Below are 19,336 nucleotides of genomic sequence, written 5' to 3' on the forward strand. Positions count from 1 at the left end.
GTCGGCCGTCAACCGTCGGCCACCGGCCACCGGCCACCGGCCACCGGCCACCGGCTAGAGCTTCTCCACCGGTGCGTACCGCAGCAGCAGCCGCTTCGGCTTGGTGTCGCCGAAGTCGATCGTCGCCTCGGCGTTCGCGCCCGTGCCCTTGACGCCCACGACCGTGCCGAGTCCGAACTGGTCGTGCGTCACCCGGTCCCCGACGGCCAGCGAGACCACCGGCTTCTCCGACGTCCGGCGGGTGGCGAAACCGGACGCGCCCGACGCCGAGGAACGCGAGCGGGAGGACGACAGGGAGGCCGCCACCCCGGACGCCGGACCGGAGGACACCGGAGACATGGCGCCCGTGCGCTTCCAGTCGACGTGGTGCGGCGGGATCTCCTCCAGGAAGCGGGAGGGCGGGTTGTACGACGGCTGCCCCCAGGCGCTGCGCATCGACGAGCGCGTCAGATAGAGCCGTTCACGCGCGCGCGTGATGCCGACGTACGCCAGGCGCCGCTCTTCCTCCAGTTCCTTGGTCTGGCCGAGGGCGCGCATGTGCGGGAAGACGCCGTCCTCCATGCCGGTGAGGAAGACCACCGGGAACTCCAGGCCCTTGGCGGTGTGCAGGGTCATCAGGGTGATGACGCCGTCGCCGTCCTCCTCGTCGGGGATCTGGTCGGAGTCGGCGACCAGGGCGACCTGTTCGAGGAAGTCGGCCAGGGTGCCGGCCTCGCCCTCGCCGCGCTCCTGCTCGAACTCCAGCGCCACTGCCGCGAGTTCCTGGAGGTTCTCGATGCGGGTCTCGTCCTGCGGGTCGGTGGAGGCCTGCAACTCGGCGAGGTAGCCGGTGCGTTCGAGCACGGCCTCCAGGACGGTCGCCGGGCCCGCGCCGGACTCGACGATCGTGCGGAGGTCCTCCATCAGCGTGTTGAACCGTTTGACGGCGTTGGTGGAGCGCGCCGCCATGCCGTACGCCTCGTCGACGCGCCGCAGCGCCTGCGGGAAGCTGATCTTCTCGCGCTGGGAGAGGGCGTCGATCATGGCCTCGGCGCGGTCGCCGATGCCCCGTTTGGGCACGTTGAGGATGCGGCGCAGCGGGACCGTGTCCTCCGGGTTGGCCAGCACCCGCAGGTAGGCCAGGACGTCCCGGACCTCCTTGCGCTCGTAGAAGCGGACGCCGCCGACGACCTTGTAGGGCAGGCCGACGCGGATGAAGACCTCTTCGAAGACACGGGACTGCGCGTTGGTGCGGTAGAAGACGGCGACGTCACCGGCCTTGGCCTCGCCCGCGTCCGTGAGGCGGTCTATCTCGTCGGCGACGAACTGCGCCTCGTCGTGCTCGGTGTCCGCTACGTAGCCGGTGATGCGCGCGCCCGTGCCCGCGTTGGTCCACAGGTTCTTCGGGCGGCGGGACTCGTTGCGCTCGATGACGGCGTTGGCCGCGCTGAGGATCGTCTGGGTGGAGCGGTAGTTCTGCTCCAGCAGGATCGTCGTCGCGTCCGGGTAGTCCTCCTCGAACTGGAGGATGTTGCGAATGGTCGCGCCGCGGAAGGCGTAGATCGACTGGTCGGCGTCGCCGACGACGCACAGCTCGGCGGGCGGGAGGTCGTACTCGTTCGGCGGGACGTCCTCGTCATGAGCGCCGGTTCCGACGAGCTCGCGCACGAGCGCGTACTGGGCGTGGTTGGTGTCCTGGTACTCGTCGACCAGGACGTGCCGGAAGCGGCGGCGGTAGTGCTCGGCGACGTCCGGGAACGCGCGCAGCAGGTTGACCGTCGTCATGATCAGGTCGTCGAAGTCGAGGGCGTTCGCCTCGCGCAGCCGCGACTGGTACAGGGCGTAGGCCTGGGCGAGGGTCTTCTCGAAGCCGTCGGTGGCCTGGGCGGCGAAGTCCTCCTCGTCGATCAGCTCGTTCTTCAGGTTGCTGATCTTGGCGCTGAAGGACTTGGGCGGGTAGCGCTTGGGGTCGAGGTCCAGGTCACGGCAGACGAGGGCCATCAGGCGCTTGGAGTCGGCGGCGTCGTAGATCGAGAACGACGAAGTGAACCCGAGCTTCTTGCTCTCCCGGCGCAGGATGCGCACGCACGCGCTGTGGAACGTCATCACCCACATCGCGTTCGCGCGGGGGCCGACGAGCTGCTCGACGCGCTCCTTCATCTCGCCCGCGGCCTTGTTGGTGAAGGTGATCGCGAGGATCTGGCCCGGGTGGACGTCCCGCTCGGCGAGCAGGTAGGCGATGCGGTGGGTGAGCACCCGGGTCTTGCCGGAGCCGGCGCCGGCCACGATGAGCAGGGGGGTGCCGTGGTGCACGACGGCGGCGCGCTGGTTGTCGTTCAGCCCCTCCAGAAGCGCGGCCGCGTCGACCGGGGGCCGCGGGGCACCGTCGCGGTAGTACGCGTCCCGGTCCGGCGGCACGTCGAACTTCCCGCCGAACAGATCGTCCGGAACGGGTTCCGGCACATGATCGTCCTCGGGCGGCGGCGGAGGTTCCTCCTCGTGCCCGCGGGGGGCCTGGAGGTCCGCCAGGAAGCTGTCGTCAAAGAGGCTGCTCATCGCTCTCCGAGTCTAGGGCGCCCCACCGACAGCCCGCCGCCGCCCTGAGAACATCGCCGGATCCGACGACACCGCCCCCGGGGCACGCTCCGTACCGATCCGTCACTTTCGGTGACCGTCACCGCGGGTCCTGCGGAAGGTCACGAAAATGTATCGGGCATATCGAACATCAACCTTCACAGGAGCCACGCGAGTTGGCTACGGTGCCGGGCAGGCCGAACGACCCCCACCGGCGAACGTCGCCGGGCCGTGCGGCCTCCGCCGAGTCCGGCGCGCCGCCGCGCTTCCGGAGCCGGGGACCCAACCGACCTTGGGGTGAATCGGCCCCCTCCCCCCGGGGAGAAGGCCGTAGGGCAACCCTTCCGAACCATCCCGCCCGAACCCGACAGCTAACTCGGTAGGCGGAAGATGGAAGGAGTCGCCACCCTTGGCGTCGCACCGCAAGTCACGCCCCGCGGGTACACGCGTGGCCGGCATCCGCACCCCCGCCCTCGCCACCGCCGCCCTCACTTCCGTGGCCCTGCTGTCCCAGTCGGCCAACGCCGCCCCCGCCGCCGACGGGAAGCCGAGCCTTGAGGAGGTCGAGAAGAAGGTCGACGACCTGTACCGCCAGGCCGAGTCGGCGACCGAGAAGTACAACGCGGCGAAGGAGAAGACGTCGAAGCAGCGCAAGCGCGTCGACACCCTCCTCGACGACGTCGCCAAGCGCACCCAGAAGCTGAACGAGGCGCGGGAGGAACTCGGTTCCTTCGCCGCGGCCCAGTACCGCACCGGCGCCGCCGCACCCGACACCGCGACCTTCCTGCTCGCGGACTCGCCGCAGGACTACTTCGACCAGACCCAGCTGATGAGCCGGCTCACCGGCCGGCAGAAGCAGGCCGTCGACGACTACGTCACCGAGCAGTCCGCGACGATGAAGAAGCGCCAGGAGGCGACCAAGAGCCTCGAGACGCTCACCGAGTCGCAGGGCGATCTCCAGGCGGCCAAGTCCACCGTCCAGAAGAAGCTCTCCGACGCGCGTCAGCTCCTGTCGAAGCTGACCGCCGAGGAGAAGGCGCGGCTCGCGGCGATCGAGAAGAAGAAGCAGGAGGAGGCCGCGCGCCAGGCGGCCGAGCTGGCCGCACAGCAGGCGGCGCAGCAGAAGGCGCAGGAGCAGAGCGGCAGCACGTCGTCGGGCTCGACCTCGACTTCGACCTCGGGAAGCTCGACCACCGACTCGTCCTACGCCACCAAGGCCGAGAAGGCGATCGCCTTCGCCCGCGCGCAGATCGGCAAGCCGTACGTCTGGGGCGCCACCGGCCCCGGCTCCTACGACTGCTCCGGCCTCACCCAGGCCGCCTGGAAGGCCGCCGGCGTGGCCCTCCCCCGCACCACCTACGACCAGGTGAACGCGGGCACCACCGTCTCACTCGCCGACGCACAGCCCGGCGACCTGATCTTCTTCTACGACGACATCAGCCACGTCGGCCTCTACATCGGCAACGGCATGATGATCCACGCCCCGAAGCCGGGCGCGTACGTCCGCGAGGAGTCGGTCTACTACGGCGGCGCGTCGATCATCCACAGCGTGGTCCGGCCGGCCTGAGACAGGACAGGACAGGACGGGTCAGGTCCAGAGCACCGCGATGAAGATGTTGGTCATGGTGAGCCCGCCCACCAGGCCGAACAGGCCCTTGTCCACCTTCTCGTCGTCCCGCTTGACGTAGACCAGAGCGAGGATGACGACCAGGACGGCGAGCTTCACGCCGATCTTTATGTTGTTGACCTCGTGGCCCTGGGCCTGATGAATGCCGACCAGGGCCACGCCGGTGATCAGCATGGTCAGCGCACCGTGCAGCATCGAGGGCACGAAGCGTGCGGTGCCCTGGCCCATCGCCTTCATCTGGGTGAGGAAGCCGCCGAGCAGCGCGGCGATGCCGATGATGTGCAGGCCGACGAAGAAATGGATGAGTACGTCCATGAGGCCGGAGCTTAGACAGCGACCCAGACGCCACCGGACACCGGCCCTCCTCCGCACACTCCGTCACCGCACGAACACGGCGAGGTGCTCGAAGCTCAGGCGCCGGTCTGGGCGTACCCGACGAACGCGGCCCAGGCGGCCCCGGCGACGGCCAAACGGGGACTCCGGGAGCCGAGCTTCGAGTCCCGGACGTGGACGGTGTGGGGGCAGGGGGCTATCTGGACGCAGGCGCCGCCCTGACTGTCACTGTGGCTGGACTTGCGCCAGTCGGGAGCGACTTCGAGGCAGGCTCCCCCCTCGGTGCCGCTATAGCTGGACTTGAACCATCGCAGGTTCTGCGTCATCGCCCCTCCGCTACCTCGCTGATGAATCTCACGGACTCCGAAAGACTCAGCGCCTGACGCAAGATCATCGCATGACGCTGCGCAGCGATACTGACACGGTCCGGGTCCGAGTAGAGCACGCCTGCTGTCTGTCCCTCTTCGTACCCAAGATGCTCGTGCTCTGACGTTTCCAGCAAGACCAGGGGTCCGTTGAGGCCCGGATGCGCACCAGCAATAGGCAGCACTTGCACGGTGATGTTCCGCTGCCGGGATGCTGCCAACAGATGGCGCAGTTGACACAAGTGAGTTTCGGTTCCTCCGACCTCGTTACGCAGCGCCGATTCACCGATCACGAAGCTGAACGATCTCGTCTGCTGGGCGAGGACGTCCTGCCGCTTCAGCCGAGCCATCACGCGTTCCTCGACCGTTTCATCATCCAGCGGGGGCCAGTGCGCCTTGAGCAGCGAGCGGGCGGTCTCTTCCGTCTGCAGCAGGCCCGGAACGAGCAGCGGTTCGTACCAACTCAAGGAGATCGCCTCGGACTCGTACCGGATGAAGTCCTGCGAGAACGTCGGGAACGGCTCCGGCTTCAGGTACTCCTGAGCCGCAACCAGCTTCCCACCCGCGCCACACACCTGGTCGGCGATCTGCAAGAACCGCAGCGTGGGCCGACGGCGGCCGTTCTCCATCGACTTGACGTACTCGTAGTCGTAACCGGCCTCCTTGGCCAGCGCCTCGCGGCCGACGCCGGCTTCCGCGCGCCACAACTTGATCTGGCTGCCGCAGTAACGCCATGCGATCGGCGGCTGGGAGTTCACCTGGGTCGTCACGCACACCTCCACCGGTCCACGACGGGTACGACCACGCACCGTACCCGCGCCGTTACTCGCGAGGCTACGCACGGAACGGGACCGTGATCTGGCCAAACCTCGGAACTTCCACGCAAGGGGTGAACAGCGCATGCAGACCCCGTGGCCCCCACTCCCCACGACGACCGCCCCGAAGGACATCGAGTGGCGCCTGCCGCGTCACGCGCGCAGCGTGGGCAGGGCACGTGCGCTGTTCCGCGAGCAGGCGGCCTCCTGGGGGCTGCCACAGGACGTGACCGACACGGCGGAACTCCTCCTGAGCGAGCTGATGACGAACGCCTACCGCCACGCGAGGGTCCCGGCCGGCCGCGAAATCCGGGCCCGCTGCCTGGTCACGGAGGACCGGGTCCGCGTCACGGTGACCGACGCGAACGACGCCCTCCCCGAGCCGGGCCTGGCATCGCTGGACGACGAGTCGGGCCGGGGGCTCGCGCTGGTGGCGGCACTGGCGGACGACTGGGGTGCCGAGAGGCGGGAGTGCGGCATCGGCAAGGAAGTGTGGTGCGAACTCCTGACGGAGACCACACAAGGCTGAGGGTCATGCTGCTGCCCGGCAGGCGTGTGGCAGGGTCGTCCCGCAGGCCGGTGTCGGCGGCTCATGGAGGAAGCGTGGAGCGAAGGATCTTGGCGCAGCGCTACGAGCTGGTGGAGCAGCTCGGGCGAGGCGGCATGGGGACTGTGTACCGGGCGGTCGACCGTCGGCTGCGCCGGGAGGTCGCCGTGAAGACCCTCTCCGCGGAGCTGGCGCGGCAGCCCCAGTTCCTCGCCCGGTTCCGACGAGAGGCGCATGCCGCCGCCGCGCTCAACCACCCCGGCATAGCCACCGTTCACGACGCGGGTGAGGGCTCCGGAGACGGTTCCGCTGAGCCGTACCTGGTGATGGAGTACGTGAAAGGCCGGACTCTGAGCGACGTGGTGGGCGATGGCCCCATGCCGGTCGCGCGGGCCGTGGACATCACCGGACAGGTGCTGGAGGCTCTTGAACACAGCCACCGGCAGGCCATCGTGCACCGGGACATCAAACCGGCCAACGTCATACTCACGCGCGGCGGTACGGTCAAGGTGCTCGACTTCGGCATCGCCAAGGCACTCAGCGAAGTGGCGACCCGCCTCACCGGCACCGGGGTTGCGGTCGGCACACCCGCTTACCTGTCACCCGAGCAGATCGTCGGGGACGAGACCGACCACCGTACGGACCTGTACGCCGTGGGCTGCCTGCTGTACGAACTCGTGACGGGGCGCCCCCCGTTCACCGGCGAGTCACCGTTCTCCGTCATGCACCAGCACCTGGCCGCGGAGCCGGTGGCGCCGTCCTGCCTGCGGCCGGAGCTGCCTCCCGCAATGGACACGGTCATTCTGCGCGCTCTGCGAAAGAGCCGAGAGGACCGCTTCCCGGACGCGGCCGCGATGAGGGCCTCGCTCACCGAGGCCGCGCTGGTCGCCCCCGCGTCCGTGTCCCCGACTCCCACCGAGGTCGATCCGGCGGCCAGGACGATGACGCGCCCGGCCGTCGCTCCGCAGGCCTCCGCCGAAAGCGCCCCGCCGGTCCCCTCCCCGAACCGGCGCCGGCTGGGGGTGGTCGTCCAGCCGTCGGCCGAGGGCATGCTCGCGCTGCTCGGCTGTCTGCTGTCCGTGATGGTCTCCACGACCGATGCCATCGAGATCGACCGCTTCCGCCAAGTGGCCCTGCTCGCCGGGGTCTTCGGATCAGTGCTGCTGCTGTGGTCGGCACGGCTTGCCTGCGCCGTGGCCTGGGGCCCGGTGGCCGAGGCGGTGGCCGTGCAGTCGGGTCTCGCCCGCCAGTACATCGGCTGGGACACCCACTACGTCGTCCTGGCGCTCACCCTCGGTGCGGTCGCCACCGTCTGTCTCGTCGCCGGATACCGCGACGCGCGTGTGGGCGGGTTCGCTCTCGTCGCCTTCTGGTTCACCGGCCTCACCTGCGTCTGGTTCTTCCTCGACGACCTCCGCAAGATCGGCGTGTTCTACGCGCTGCTCCTGGGCGTCACGATCGCCGTCGGCACGCACGTGCTCAAGTCACGCACCCAACCACCGCGAGGCACAGACCGCGGCGAGACACGCAACGACGAGCGGAACGCAGAGAACCCGGCAGCCGACCCCCGCAGGGAGCAGTCGGCACCCGCATCTCGATGAGGCGCTACGCGTGCGCCAAGGGGTTCGGCAGCGGGGTGGCCGTCGGCTCGCCCACTGGACGGTCACACCAGCCGTCGTGCCGTTGCCCAACGGGTCAGTTCGTGGCGGTTGGAGAGCTGGAGCTTGCGCAGGACCGCCGAGACGTGGGACTCGACCGTCTTGACGGAGATGAACAGTTGCTTGGCGATCTCCTTGTAGGCGTAGCCGCGGGCGATCAGGCGCAGCACCTCGCGCTCGCGCTGGGTGAGACGGTCGAGGTCCTCGTCGACCGGCGGGGCGTCGGTGGAGGCGAAGGCGTCGAGGACGAAACCGGCCAGGCGCGGGGAGAAGACCGCGTCGCCCTCCTGGACGCGGAAGATCGAGTCGACGAGGTCGGCGCCGGTGATGGTCTTGGTGACGTAGCCGCGGGCGCCGCCGCGGATCACGCCGATCACGTCCTCCGCCGCGTCCGAGACGGACAGCGCGAGGAAGCGTACGGGCTGCTCGGCGTCGGCCATCAACGGGGCGCAACGGCGCAGGACTTCGACTCCGCCGCCGCCCGGGAGGTGGACGTCGAGGAGGACGACCTCGGGGCGGGTCGCGGTGATGACGGTGACCGCCTGGTCGACGTCCGCGGCCTCCCCGACGACTTCGACGCCGGTCTGCTCGGTCTGGCCGATCTCGGCCTGCACGCCCGTACGGAACATGCGGTGGTCGTCGACGAGGACCACGCGCACGTGGCGCCTGCCCGCGCCGTCGCCGGCCGGTTCCATGGGCTCCGCGTTCGCCTCGGTCGGGTCGCTCATGACGTCTTCTCCGCCCTCTCCATCTCCAGTTCGACCTCCGTGCCGCCGCCCGGCACCGCGCGCACTCGCGCCGTGCCGCCGTTGCGCTCCATGCGGCCGATGATCGATTCTCTGACACCCATGCGGTCGGCGGGTATCGAGTCGAGGTCGAAGCCGGGGCCGCGGTCCCGGACGGACACGAAGACCGTGCTGCCCTCGACTTCGGCGTAGACCTGTACGGCGCCGCCCTCGCCACCGTACTTCGCGGCGTTGACCATTGCCTCACGCGCGGCCTGCATCTGCGCTCCGGTCTTGTCGTCGAGCGGGCAGTCGCCGACGACGACGACCTCTATGGGGACGCCGTGCTTGTCCTCGACCTCGGCGGCGTTGCGCCGGACCGCGTCGGCGAGGTTGTCGGGCTCGTCGGCCTCGTCCTTGCCGGTGCCCTCGGGTTTGTAGAGCCAGGTCCGCAGGTCGCGCTCCTGGGCGCGGGCGAGGCGGCGGACCTCTCCCGCGTTCTCCGCGTTGCGCTGGATCAGGGTCAGGGTGTGCAGCACCGAGTCGTGCACGTGGGCGGCGACTTCGGCGCGTTCCTGGGCGCGGATGCGCATCAGGCGTTCCTCGGACAGGTCCTGCGTCATGCGGACGAGGTACGGCCCCGCGAGGAGCGTTATGCCGACGAGGACGGCGAGGGCGGCCTGGAGGACGGAGCCGAGGTGGGCGGCGGAGCCCTGCAGGACGAAGATGCCGGTGACACCGGCGGTGACGAGGAGGACACCGCCCGCGGACCGCAGCAGGGTGAGGGTCCGCCGGCGGCGGCCGACCTCCATCCAGCGTGCCCGGCGGGCGTTGTCCGCCTGGCGCCAGACCAGCGCGACGCCCGCGCCGACGAGCACCGCGGGCCAGAGGTACGCCTTGGCCGCGCCGCCCAGCTGCACATTGCTCACGAAGACCATGGCCAGCACGACCATGAGAAGCAGGGCGACGATCTGGCCCTTGTCCGGTCTGCGCGCCACGAGCCGGCGCCGGCCGTCCGGCGAGGTCTCGGTGCTGACGAGGGACGGCTTCAGGCCGCCGGCCCCGCCGACACCGCCGACGCCGAGGGGTACGAAGAACCAGAACGCCGCGTACAGCAGCGCGCCCAGGCCGTCCCCCATGAACAGGCCGACGAAGACGAGCCGCACCCAGATCACGGGCAGGCCGAGATGCCCGGCGAGCCCCCGCGCCACACCACCGAGCCAGCGTCCGTCACTGCTGCGGTAGAGCTTGCGCGGCGGCCGCGGTTCGACGAGTGGCGCTGCTGCGGCTTCCGGCATGCCAACGATGGTCACACGGCGGGCTGGCCCGGGCATCAGGGTCGGCCCCGGAGACTCCCCTGATCTTCGCCCGCCCGGTCCGTCGAACGTTTCCCGGGCGCCGGGTCAGGGGCGATTTCAGGGTCCGGCCAGGGTCGTTCCGACTGCCGCGGCGGCGGCCCGGCCGTCACCATGGAGTCATGACAGAACACGAGCGCGCCGCGACGGGTCCGGGACCCGGCTCCGGCCCGCGCCCCGCTCCAGGCGCCGGGCCGCAGGATGCCGCGCCCGCCGCGCCCGCCGCGGACGCCGCGGACGCCGCATCCACGGCCACCGCGGGGCCCGGGCCCTCGGGTCCCGGGTCCGCCTCCCCCACCGGTGCGGGCGGCCACACGGACCCCGGCGCGGGCACGCGGGCGGGCGCGGGCACGCAGAGAGAGGGGGACCCGGCACCGGCGCCCATGCCGCTCCGGCGGGACCGGCGGTACAAGATGCTCGGCGGGGTGTGCGCCGGGCTAGGGCGGCAGTGCGACATGGATCCGGTGATATTCCGGATCACGCTCGTGGTGCTCTCCGCGACCGGTGGGCTCGGCCTGATCTTCTACGGCTTCGCGTGGCTGTTCGTCCCGTACGAGGACGAGGACGAGAACGAGGTCCGCAAGCTGCTGACCGGCCGCGTCGACGGGGCGGCGCTGGCGGCCGTACTGTTCGCGCTGGTCGGCTGCGGCGTGTTCCTGTCGATGCTGAAGAACGGGGGCGTGCTGGCCTTCGCCGTCGTCCTCTCCCTCCTGCTGGCGGGCGCCGGGTACTGGTCGCGGCAGCGCGACACCCCCGACCCCGACCCGCTGGCCGCCCAGGCCGTCGCCGACGCCCCGCCGGAGGCCAAGGCGCCGCCGGTTCCCGCCGCGTACCCCTCCTGGTGGCGCGACCCCATCGTCAAGGACGGCACGCACGTGGGGGGCACCGGATACCTGTGGGGGCCCCAGGACTCCCGCGACCGGGACATCGCGGCCGCGGTCAACATCGGCCTGGGCAACTACTGGCACAACCGCGCGGACATACGCACCCCGCGCCCCCCGGCAACGCCCCGGCCGCGCGGGCCGCGCTGGACAGGCGGCTGGGTCTTCCTGCTCGCCCTGCTCGCGGGGGGCCTGGGCACGCGTCTGACGTGGGACGACCATCCTCTCGGCACCAGCCTGCAGACCGGCCTGTCCTGCGCGCTCGTCGTCTTCGGCCTAGGCATAGCGATCAGTGCCTTCCTGGGGCGCACCGGTGCCGGCTCGGTCCTGCTGGCGGTGATCACGGCCGGGCTGCTCGTCGGATCGGCGGCCCTGCCCGGCGACATCGGCACGCACTGGACGCGCACCACCTGGCAGCCGACCGCGGTGGCCGACGTACGGCCGACGTACGACCTCGGCAGCGGCGTCGGCACCCTGGACCTGACCCGGCTGCACGTGGCCAAGGGGCAGACAGTGAGCACGAACGCCGAAGTCGGTATGGGCCGGCTCAAGGTGATCGTGCCGCGGGACGTGACCGTGCGGCTGAGCATCGACGTGGGCGTGGGCGACATCCAGTTGCCGGGTGACGATCAGAAGGACGTGGACGTGGAGCCGGGCAAGCACCAGGACGTAACCCTGCCGCCGACGAGGGGTGGCAAGAGCACCGGCACGCTCGACCTGGATCTCCAGGTCGGCCTGGGACAGGCGGAGGTCAGCCGTGCTGCGTCATGAGTTCCAGCCCGGGAAGCTGGTCGCCGGCCTGTTCCTCGCCCTCGCCGGGGTCATCTACGCCGGGGACGCGGGCGGCGCCTGGGAGGCACCGTGGTTCGTGGCTATCCCGGTCGTCACAGTCGGCCTGTTCCTGGCCGGCGCGGTGGGCCTGCTGGCCCGGTCCGTGCGTCGGCGCCGCAGAGCGGCGCGCGAGCGCGAGGGCTCGGCGGGGGCGCGGCCGGACGCCGAGGTCTGACCCGGACGCCGTCGGGTGCGAGCAGGGAGCCACCGGTACCTCTCCGACCACCGCCGTCACCGCGCGGCGTACCGGGTGGCGGCTCCCGCCAGTCGCCGTCACCGTCGGGCCGTCGTCCGCCAGTCCGTCGTCCGCCAGTCCGTCGTCCGCCAGTCCGTCGTCCGCCCGGCCGTTGTCCGCCCGGCTGTTGCCTGCCAGGCGTCGCCACCAGCCCGTCGTCCACCAGGCTGTCGTCTGCCAGCCCGTCGTCTGCCAGGCCGTTGTCCGCCCGGCTGTTGCCTGCCAGGCGTCGCCACCAGCCCGTCGTCCACCAGGCTGTCGCCTGCCAGCCCGTCGTCTGCCAGGCCGTCGCTTGCCAGGCCCCGTCGCCGCTGGTCCGTCGTCCGCCGGTGCGTCGCCGCCCGCCCGCCGACGGGTCGTCCCAGCAGCCGGTCAGCCGGTCAGCCGGGCAGTCCGGCCGTCGGTCAGCCGGTCAGTCCGTCACCTCGATCGTGTACCGGTTGGTCTCCACCCCGGCCGCGGTGACGACCTGGACCTCCACCCTCCCGGGCTCCACGTCCGCCGGTACCGGCACCGTCAGGACCGCGTCCGTCGGGTTGCTGAAACCGCCGGTCACGGGGACCAGCGGCACATGGACGTGCACCGCGCCGACGCGCACGACCATCCGCGCCAGCCGGTCGGCGGACCCGGCGCCCGGCGGGACGAAACCGGCACCGCGGATCTCGATGTCGTCGCCGGTCCGGATCGGCGCGTCGAGGTCGCCGGCCTCGCGGGCGCGCACCACGGAGAGGATGACCGGCCGGCCTCCCTCGGCGTACTTCCCGGCCACGTACGTCGCCGCCGACACCAGCACCACCACTCCGAGCCCCCAGGGCAGGTCCGGCAGCTGGTCCGGCCGCCGCGCCAGCCGGACCACGCCGAACAGCAGGGCGACCGCGCTGATCACGACGTACTGGATGTCAGCGAAGGTCCCCCGGCCCGCGTCGTCCGTCAGCAGGTCGGCCGCTCTGGGCCGGTCGGCACGTACCTTCTGCAGCCGTTGCCCGAGCACCCGCAGCCCGACCACCCGCCGCACCAGCACGGCGATCCCGCACACCACCGCGAGGACGGTCACCACACCGGCCCCACGGGCGAGGTCCAGCCCCGAGATCAGCGCGTCGCGTTCCGTGTGGTCGGAGGCCGCGGCGAGACGCCCCGCCAGCACCAGCACGGCGTAGGCGACGAAGAGCACCCACGCCGCCGCGACCGTGCGGGAGGTGGACAGCCGGTTGTCCTCACCGATCACCGGGGCCAGCGCACCGCCCCGCGCGCGGTGGAACCACGACGCGGCCGTCAGCGCAGCGGCCACCAGCAGCGCGGCCAGCAGACCGGCCGTCCGGGCCGACGTCCAGCCGGGGCCGATCGCGGTGAGGGACTGGCACAGGAGCAGGACGAACACCAGCGCCCACACCACGCACACCGTCCGCCGCCACAGCCGTGCCAGCCATGCCTCGCCCTCGGCGCGGCCGCGCTCGGCGACGAGTCCCGCGGACTGGGCGAGTTCCTCCGAGACCCACTGGCGGGAGGCCGAGGCCGAGTGGGCGACCGCGGCGGGCAGCCCCTGTCCGGCGGCGAACTCGTCGCGCTGGACCAGGAACGCGGCGACGGCCCGCCGATGTCCCTCGCGTGCCCCGTGCGGGCAGTCCCCGCATGTGCAGCCGCCCCCGTGGGCACCTCCGCGCGCGCCCGCGCCCGCGCCGCCCCTCGCCTCCTGCACCGCCACGCCCGACGCCCGCCTTCCCCACGTGCCCGACGACCGGCGGCCCCTATCCGGCAGTGGGCCGCTGTCCTTCGACTCCGGTGTGATGAAAGCGCATTGTGCCCTATGTGACACGTCCCGCATCCGGCAGGTCCGGTGAGCGCGGGGTGACGGGCGGGCGGCCGTGTTGACCCGGCTGCGAGAATTTCCCTATGGCCGAGATCATCCAGCGGGACGGGACCTGGGCCTTCGACGGCACCACGGTCAGAATCACGCCGGGCCTGCACCGCTCCGTGCCCCTGTTCCGGCAGACGTACGGGGAGATCGCCGTGCCCCTCGAGGCCGTCTCGGGGGTCGTCTTCGAGCCGGAGCGCAAGCGCGGGCGGCTGCGGATGCGGCTGCGTGAGGGGGCCGACCCGTTGCTGCAGGCGACCGGCGGCAGACTGCCCGAGCCGGCCGACCCTTACCGGCTGCTGGTGGACGCCGACCGTGGCGGGGTGGCCGAGTACGTCGCGGAGGAGATCCGTCACGCGCTGCTGCTGGACCAGATCCCCAAGGAGCCGACGAAGGCGTACCTGCTGCCCGGGCCGCCGGTGCCGGTCTCGGTCCGTTCCTCCGACGGCACCGTCTCCTTCGACGGCGCCCAGGTGCGGATCGACTGGTCCGACACCTCCGACCGGGTCAAGCGGGCGACCGGGCCGCGGATCATCGGCATGGGCGACCTGGTGCAGGTGGAGTGGCTGCCGAACTCCGGTTACGAGGACGGCTTCCTGCGGTTCGTGACCCGCGAGACGGTCTTCTCCAAGCTGCCGCCGGAGAAGGATCCGTACGCCCTGGATCTGTGGGGCAGTGCCCGCCGCGATCTGCTGACCGCACTGGTCGCCACCGCGGTGACCGCGCGGCTGCCGCATCCGTCCATCCGCACGGGTGTGGACCACGCCGACCGGCCGCAGCTCACCGCCGCCGCCGTCCCGGGGGCCGCCGACCATCACGACGTACTCCTGCGCAGGCTGCGGGAGCTGGGCGAACTGCACCGGGACGGGGTGCTGACGGACGAGGAGTTCGCGACGACGAAGGCCGCGGTGCTGCGCGGTTTCTAGGACCGGCCCGCCATGCCCGCACGCCCGTCATGCCCGTACCGGCCCGTCATGCCCGTACCGGCCCGTCATGCCCGCACCGGCCCGTCATGCCCGCACCGGCCGGCTCAGCGGGCGGTCACCGCCGGGTTCAGGTCAGCAGGCCGGGTTCAGGTCAGCAGGTCGGGTTCGCTGCGGCTGATGTCCTGCCACATCGGCTGGTAGTTGATCCACGCCACCAGGTCGCCGCCGAGCTGTTCGCGGGTCGCCGTGGCCAGTTTGTGATCGATGAGGAGTGGCCGGCCGGCCGCCTTCGCCGCCAGCTGCACCTGGCAGGAGCGTTCCATGGACACGAACCACCAGGCCGCCGCGTCCACCGAGTCGCCGACGGTAAGCAGGCCGTGGTTGCGCAGCACAAGCGCCTTGCGCGAGCCGAGCGCGGTGGCGATGCGCCGGCCCTCCTCGGCGTCGACGGCGACGCCGGTGTAGGCGTCGTAGAGGGCGTGGTCCTCGTAGAAGGCGCAGCTTTCCTGGGTGATGGGGTCCAGCAGGTCGCCGAGCGCGGACAGGGCCCGGCCGCCCACCGAGTGGCAGTGCGCCACGGCCACGACGTCGGGGCGGGCGGCGTGGACCTGGGCGTGCACGGTGAAGGCGGCCTGGTTGACGTGGTAGCGGCCCTCGATCACCTGGCCGTCCGAGTTGGCGAGCACCAGGTCGCTCACCGTGACGTGCTTGAACGGGATCCCGAACGGGTTGACCCAGAAGCAGGTGCTGTACTCGGGGTCGCGGGCGGTGATGTGGCCCGAGACCCCGTCCTCGAATCCGAGCCGCCCGAAGATCCGCAGCGCGCCCGCGAGCCGTTCCTTGCGGTGCCGGCGTTCGTCCTCGACCGATTCGTGCATGGGCGGCATGGCGAACCGCAGCCGGTCGGTCGGGAGAGCGGGGGGCGGAGTGGGCCCGGGCGTCCCGTGCATGTGTCCTCCAGCACTGGGGTGCGTTACGGGGCGGAAGTTACCCTCGGTCAGCCCAGGAGAACAGAGATGTTCTGTAAAGATGAGCGCTCAACCGTTCCAGGGCTTCGCGGATCCGGCCGGCGACCGGCGCCGCACAGTTGGATGCACCCTTGGACGCACCCTTGGACGCACCGTTGGACGCACCGTTGGACGCATCCTTGGACGCGCCGCCGGAAAAGCAGACAGAAGGTGTCGGGTATCGGCGTCAGACTCGCCGTATGACAGCGAACTGGGGCGCCTTCAGCGCCGCCGAACCCGCGCTCGCCTCCCTGGTAGAGGAGCGTTTCGGAGCCTTCACCCACCACGTCCTGGCCACCCTGCGCAGGGACGGGTCGCCGCGCACCACCGGCCTGGAGGTGCGCTTCCTGCACGGCGAGCTGTGGTTCGGCATGATGCCGGACTCGCTCAAGGCGCTCGACCTGCGCCGCGACCCGCGCTTCGCGCTCCAGGCGAACCCGGGCGAGGGGACGTCGATGGGCGGCGGTGACGTGCGGATCGGCGGCCGCGCGATCGAGGTGGACGATCCGGCGGCGAAGGCGGCGTACGTGAAAGAGGTGGAACCGCCTGAGCCGTTCCACCTCTTCCGCACCGAGCTGACGGAGGTCGTGCGGACCTACGTCGAGGCCGACACGTACCTGGTCGTCGAGGTCTGGAAGCCCGGAGAGCCGGTGCGCACCCTCAGACGGACCTGACCGGGGAGGTCACTCGGTCACTCCCACTCGATGGTGCCCGGCGGCTTCGAGGTCACGTCGAGGACGACGCGGTTGACGTCCTTGACCTCGTTGGTGATCCGGGTGGAGATCTTCGCGAGGACGTCGTACGGCAGCCGCGACCAGTCGGCGGTCATGGCGTCCTCGGAGGAGACGGGCCGCAGGACGATCGGGTGGCCGTAGGTGCGGCCGTCGCCCTGGACGCCGACGCTGCGGACGTCGGCGAGCAGCACCACCGGGCACTGCCAGATGTCCCGGTCGAGGCCGGCCGCGGTCAGTTCCTCGCGGGCGATGGCGTCGGCCTCGCGCAGCAGGTCCAGCCGCTCCTTGGTGACCTCGCCGACGATGCGGATGCCGAGGCCGGGGCCGGGGAACGGCTGCCGCTGGACGATCTCCTCCGGCAGGCCCAGTTCCTGGCCGACCATCCGGACCTCGTCCTTGAACAGCTTGCGCAGCGGCTCCACGAGCTTGAACTCGAGGTCCTCGGGGAGGCCGCCGACGTTGTGGTGCGACTTGATGTTGGCGGTGCCGGTGCCGCCGCCGGACTCGACCACGTCCGGGTAGAGCGTGCCCTGGACGAGGAACTCGACCGCGGGGCCCTCGTCCGCGATGATCTCGGCCTGCGCCTGCTCGAAGACGCGGATGAACTCGCGTCCGATGATCTTCCGCTTCTCCTCGGGGTCGGAGACCCCCTTGAGCGCGGTGAGGAAGCGCTCCTCGGCGTCGACGACCTTCAGCTGGACGCCGGTCGCGGCGACGAAGTCCTTCTCGACCTGCTCGGTCTCGCCCTTGCGCATCAGGCCGTGGTCGACGTACACGCAGGTCAGCTGGGAGCCGATGGCCTTCTGGACGAGCGCGGCGGCCACCGCGGAGTCCACGCCGCCGGACAGGCCGCAGATCGCGCGCTTGTCGCCGACGAGCTCGCGGATGGCGGCGACCTGCTCCTCGATGACGTTGCCGGTGGTCCAGTCCGGGCTCAGGCCCGCGCCGCGGTAGAGGAAGTGCTCCAGCACCTGCTGGCCGTGCGTGGAGTGCATGACCTCGGGGTGGTACTGGACGCCGTACAGCTTCTTCTCGTCGTTCTCGAAGGCGGCGACCGGTACGACGTCGGTGGACGCCGTGACGGTGAAGCCCTCGGGCGCGGCGGAGCAGGCGTCGCCGTGCGACATCCACACGTGCTGCTCGGCCGGGGTGCCCTCGAAGAGGGTGGAGGACGGCTTGGAGACGTGCAGGTCGGTCCGGCCGTACTCGCGGGCGCCGGTGTTGTCCACGGTGCCGCCGAGCGCCTGTGCCATCAGCTGGAAGCCGTAGCACATGCCGAAGACCGGGACGCCGGAGTCGAAGATCGCGCGGTCCAGGCGGGGGGCGCCCTCCTCGTACACGGACGAGGGGCCGCCGGAGAGGATGATCGCCGCCGGGTTCTTCGCGAGCATCTCCGCCACCGGCATGGTGCTCGGCACGATCTCGCTGTAGACCCGGGCCTCGCGGACTCGACGGGCGATGAGCTGGGCGTACTGCGCGCCGAAGTCGACGACCAGGACGGTGTCGGGGGCGGCGGCGGGGGTCGCTGATGACACGGGTTGCCTTCCGGCGGTGAGCGAGGTGTGTGTGGGTCCGAGTCTACCGGGCCCCGCGGCGCCCCTTCCGGGACGAGTCCGGTCCCCTTCCGGGACGGGCCCGGTTCCCTTCCGGGACAAGCCCGGTCTCAGCATGCGAACCGTCTTGGACACCGCCGCCCCGCCCGGCATACTGGCCCCATGCTCACGCACCCGACCTTCGTCTTTACCTATGGCAACCGGCCCACCGGCTGCCATGGTCGTGCTGCTTGAGCAACTGACAAGCGACTTCCCAGGCGCCCCGGGCCGACAAGGTCCGGGGCGTCTGGCGTTTCCGGGCCCTGCCGCTCCGGGGCACCCCACCCTCACGACGAGGAGCCCCCCGACATGACCGCCACCGGCACGACCACCCCCGGAACCACCACGCCCGGAACCACCACCCCCGGCGCCCCCACCAACAGCACGGCCGCCCGCACGACCCCCACCCCCACCGGTTCCACCCCCGCCGACCTGACCGGCGCCCGCACCCCCGAGGCCGCCGACGTGATCATCGGCGCCCGTGAGCGCATCGACGCGCTCGACGACCGGATCATCGGCCTGATCCAGGAACGCATGGCCGTCTCGGCCGTCATCCAGGAAGCCCGGATCACCTCCGGCGGGCGGCGCGTGAACCTCTCCCGGGAGATGGAGGTGCTCGGCCGCTACAGGGAGGCCCTGGGCAAGCCGGGCACTTCCCTGGCCATGACGCTCCTCGAACTGTGCCGCGGTCGCATCTGAGTTCGCCCCTGCTCTCACCCGTACGGTGCGTGACCGCCTCGCGGGCGGCGTCGTTTGTGGTGGTGTCCGTGCCAGCCAGGGGCGGGCCCGAAAGAACCACGCGTGGCTCGCCGGAGCGATGAGACGTGCGGATAGTGCCGCGCGTCGTGGGACCTCGCTCCGGATTCGTGACCGGACGGCAGGGGACAGCAGCCCGGTCACTCTTGAGAACGGTCGGCTCCGGGGACGCCCGGAGCCGACCGGCGGAACCTGCGAAAACACACAACTCCGGGTGAAACGGTTGCGGGGGACGCGTCCGGCGAGCAGGATGCAGGCAAGCCCCAATACCAGTGACTTAGTGGCCTGGCTTCGCGGGTGTCTTTGTTGACGGGCTGATCGGGGCGGTGCGCCAGTGCGGGGCGATGGCCACGTCGTCTGCTGGGTCCCGGGCGGGCTGAGGCCAGGAGTAGTGCTCGTCCCGTTTGACGCCGAAGTTGGACATCTTGCGTTTGACGACGCGTGGGTTGGAGCGTCTGCGGCGGGTGGGTAACAGGCGCGCGGTGATCTCGCGGAGTCCGTCGGTGAGGGCCGCGGTCAGGTGGTCAGGGGGAAAAGGCCGCCT

The 19,336-nt window shown here is 71.1% G+C and carries 18 protein-coding genes and 1 riboswitch; of the genes, 8 read left to right on the forward strand and 10 right to left on the reverse strand.

The window, feature by feature from the left end:
* Positions 1 to 54: 54 nt before the first annotated feature.
* On the reverse strand, positions 55 to 2,535 hold the full coding sequence (gene pcrA / locus AB0G63_RS18655; RefSeq protein ID WP_360751159.1) for a DNA helicase PcrA: 2,481 nt from the start codon (positions 2,533 to 2,535) through the stop codon (positions 55 to 57).
* 249 nt (positions 2,536 to 2,784) lie between these two features.
* Positions 2,785 to 2,955: riboswitch (cyclic di-AMP (ydaO/yuaA leader) on the forward strand.
* 7 nt (positions 2,956 to 2,962) lie between these two features.
* On the opposite strand from pcrA, the gene AB0G63_RS18660 reads away from it, so the two are divergent.
* Entirely contained in the window at positions 2,963 to 4,120 is a 1,158-nt protein-coding gene (locus AB0G63_RS18660) for an NlpC/P60 family protein (RefSeq protein ID WP_360751162.1), read from the forward strand.
* Between the two features lie 21 nt (positions 4,121 to 4,141).
* On the opposite strand, the gene AB0G63_RS18665 is transcribed toward AB0G63_RS18660, so the two are convergent.
* From AB0G63_RS18665 to AB0G63_RS18675, 3 genes are all read right to left on the reverse strand, one after another.
* On the reverse strand, positions 4,142 to 4,495 hold the full coding sequence (locus AB0G63_RS18665) for a hypothetical protein (RefSeq protein ID WP_360751165.1): 354 nt from the start codon (positions 4,493 to 4,495) through the stop codon (positions 4,142 to 4,144).
* Between the two features lie 95 nt (positions 4,496 to 4,590).
* Positions 4,591 to 4,839: a DUF397 domain-containing protein gene (locus tag AB0G63_RS18670; protein ID WP_360751167.1), complete on the reverse strand. Its 249-nt coding sequence runs from the start codon at positions 4,837 to 4,839 to the stop codon at positions 4,591 to 4,593.
* The gene (locus AB0G63_RS18675; protein WP_351888260.1) at positions 4,836 to 5,648 is read right to left on the reverse strand and encodes a helix-turn-helix transcriptional regulator; all 813 of its coding nucleotides are present in this window, start codon (positions 5,646 to 5,648) and stop codon (positions 4,836 to 4,838) included. The genes AB0G63_RS18670 and AB0G63_RS18675 overlap by 4 nt, the downstream gene beginning before the upstream one ends.
* Positions 5,649 to 5,778: 130 nt before the next feature.
* Between AB0G63_RS18675 and AB0G63_RS18680 the strand changes: the two genes are divergently transcribed.
* Together AB0G63_RS18680 and AB0G63_RS18685 are read left to right on the forward strand one after the other, a co-directional pair.
* Complete coding sequence (locus AB0G63_RS18680; protein WP_360751169.1) at positions 5,779 to 6,222, forward strand: ATP-binding protein; 444 nt, start codon at positions 5,779 to 5,781, stop codon at positions 6,220 to 6,222.
* A gap of 74 nt (positions 6,223 to 6,296) precedes the next feature.
* Positions 6,297 to 7,841 carry a protein kinase gene (locus AB0G63_RS18685; RefSeq protein WP_360751172.1) on the forward strand — a complete coding sequence of 515 codons (1,545 nt, stop codon included), beginning with the start codon at positions 6,297 to 6,299 and terminating at the stop codon, positions 7,839 to 7,841.
* 62 nt (positions 7,842 to 7,903) lie between these two features.
* On the opposite strand, the gene AB0G63_RS18690 is transcribed toward AB0G63_RS18685, so the two are convergent.
* Positions 7,904 to 8,626: a response regulator transcription factor gene (locus AB0G63_RS18690; protein ID WP_360751174.1), complete on the reverse strand. Its 723-nt coding sequence runs from the start codon at positions 8,624 to 8,626 to the stop codon at positions 7,904 to 7,906.
* Entirely contained in the window at positions 8,623 to 9,921 is a 1,299-nt protein-coding gene (locus AB0G63_RS18695; protein ID WP_360751176.1) for a PspC domain-containing protein, read from the reverse strand. Before AB0G63_RS18695 ends, AB0G63_RS18690 begins: the two co-directional genes overlap by 4 nt.
* 179 nt (positions 9,922 to 10,100) lie before the next feature.
* On the opposite strand from AB0G63_RS18695, the gene AB0G63_RS18700 reads away from it, so the two are divergent.
* Both AB0G63_RS18700 and AB0G63_RS18705 read left to right on the forward strand, forming a co-directional pair.
* Entirely contained in the window at positions 10,101 to 11,630 is a 1,530-nt protein-coding gene (locus tag AB0G63_RS18700; RefSeq protein WP_360751178.1) for a PspC domain-containing protein, read from the forward strand.
* Positions 11,617 to 11,865 carry a hypothetical protein gene (locus AB0G63_RS18705; RefSeq protein ID WP_360751180.1) on the forward strand — a complete coding sequence of 83 codons (249 nt, stop codon included), beginning with the start codon at positions 11,617 to 11,619 and terminating at the stop codon, positions 11,863 to 11,865. Before AB0G63_RS18700 ends, AB0G63_RS18705 begins: the two co-directional genes overlap by 14 nt.
* A gap of 472 nt (positions 11,866 to 12,337) precedes the next feature.
* Here AB0G63_RS18705 and AB0G63_RS18710 read toward each other — a convergent pair whose 3' ends face one another.
* Positions 12,338 to 13,627 (reverse strand): hypothetical protein, encoded by a 1,290-nt coding sequence (locus AB0G63_RS18710; RefSeq protein WP_360751182.1) that lies wholly within the window; start codon positions 13,625 to 13,627, stop codon positions 12,338 to 12,340.
* Positions 13,628 to 13,815: 188 nt separating this feature from the next.
* Here AB0G63_RS18710 and AB0G63_RS18715 point away from each other — a divergent pair, with 188 nt between their 5' ends.
* Complete coding sequence (locus tag AB0G63_RS18715) at positions 13,816 to 14,703, forward strand: DUF4429 domain-containing protein (protein ID WP_360751184.1); 888 nt, start codon at positions 13,816 to 13,818, stop codon at positions 14,701 to 14,703.
* Between the two features lie 146 nt (positions 14,704 to 14,849).
* On the opposite strand, the gene AB0G63_RS18720 is transcribed toward AB0G63_RS18715, so the two are convergent.
* Positions 14,850 to 15,653, reverse strand: coding sequence for a class II aldolase/adducin family protein (locus tag AB0G63_RS18720; RefSeq protein ID WP_360751186.1), 804 nt, complete (start codon positions 15,651 to 15,653; stop codon positions 14,850 to 14,852).
* A 257-nt stretch (positions 15,654 to 15,910) separates the two neighbouring features.
* Here AB0G63_RS18720 and AB0G63_RS18725 point away from each other — a divergent pair, with 257 nt between their 5' ends.
* On the forward strand, positions 15,911 to 16,384 hold the full coding sequence (locus AB0G63_RS18725) for a pyridoxamine 5'-phosphate oxidase family protein (protein ID WP_360751188.1): 474 nt from the start codon (positions 15,911 to 15,913) through the stop codon (positions 16,382 to 16,384).
* Positions 16,385 to 16,401: 17 nt separating this feature from the next.
* On the opposite strand, the gene guaA is transcribed toward AB0G63_RS18725, so the two are convergent.
* Positions 16,402 to 17,979, reverse strand: a complete 1,578-nt coding sequence (gene guaA, locus AB0G63_RS18730) for a glutamine-hydrolyzing GMP synthase (protein ID WP_324789097.1) — start codon at positions 17,977 to 17,979, stop codon at positions 16,402 to 16,404.
* 366 nt (positions 17,980 to 18,345) lie between these two features.
* On the opposite strand from guaA, the gene AB0G63_RS18735 reads away from it, so the two are divergent.
* A complete protein-coding gene (locus AB0G63_RS18735) occupies positions 18,346 to 18,735 on the forward strand; it encodes a chorismate mutase (protein WP_360751190.1) in 390 nt (129 codons plus the stop codon).
* A gap of 334 nt (positions 18,736 to 19,069) precedes the next feature.
* Here AB0G63_RS18735 and AB0G63_RS18740 read toward each other — a convergent pair.
* Positions 19,070 to 19,336: hypothetical protein (locus AB0G63_RS18740; protein WP_360751192.1), on the reverse strand; the 267-nt coding region annotated here is incomplete at its 5' end.

This window comes from Streptomyces sp. NPDC020996 (genome assembly GCF_040641355.1).
In the GTDB taxonomy this organism is placed as follows: Bacteria; Actinomycetota; Actinomycetes; order Streptomycetales; family Streptomycetaceae; genus Streptomyces.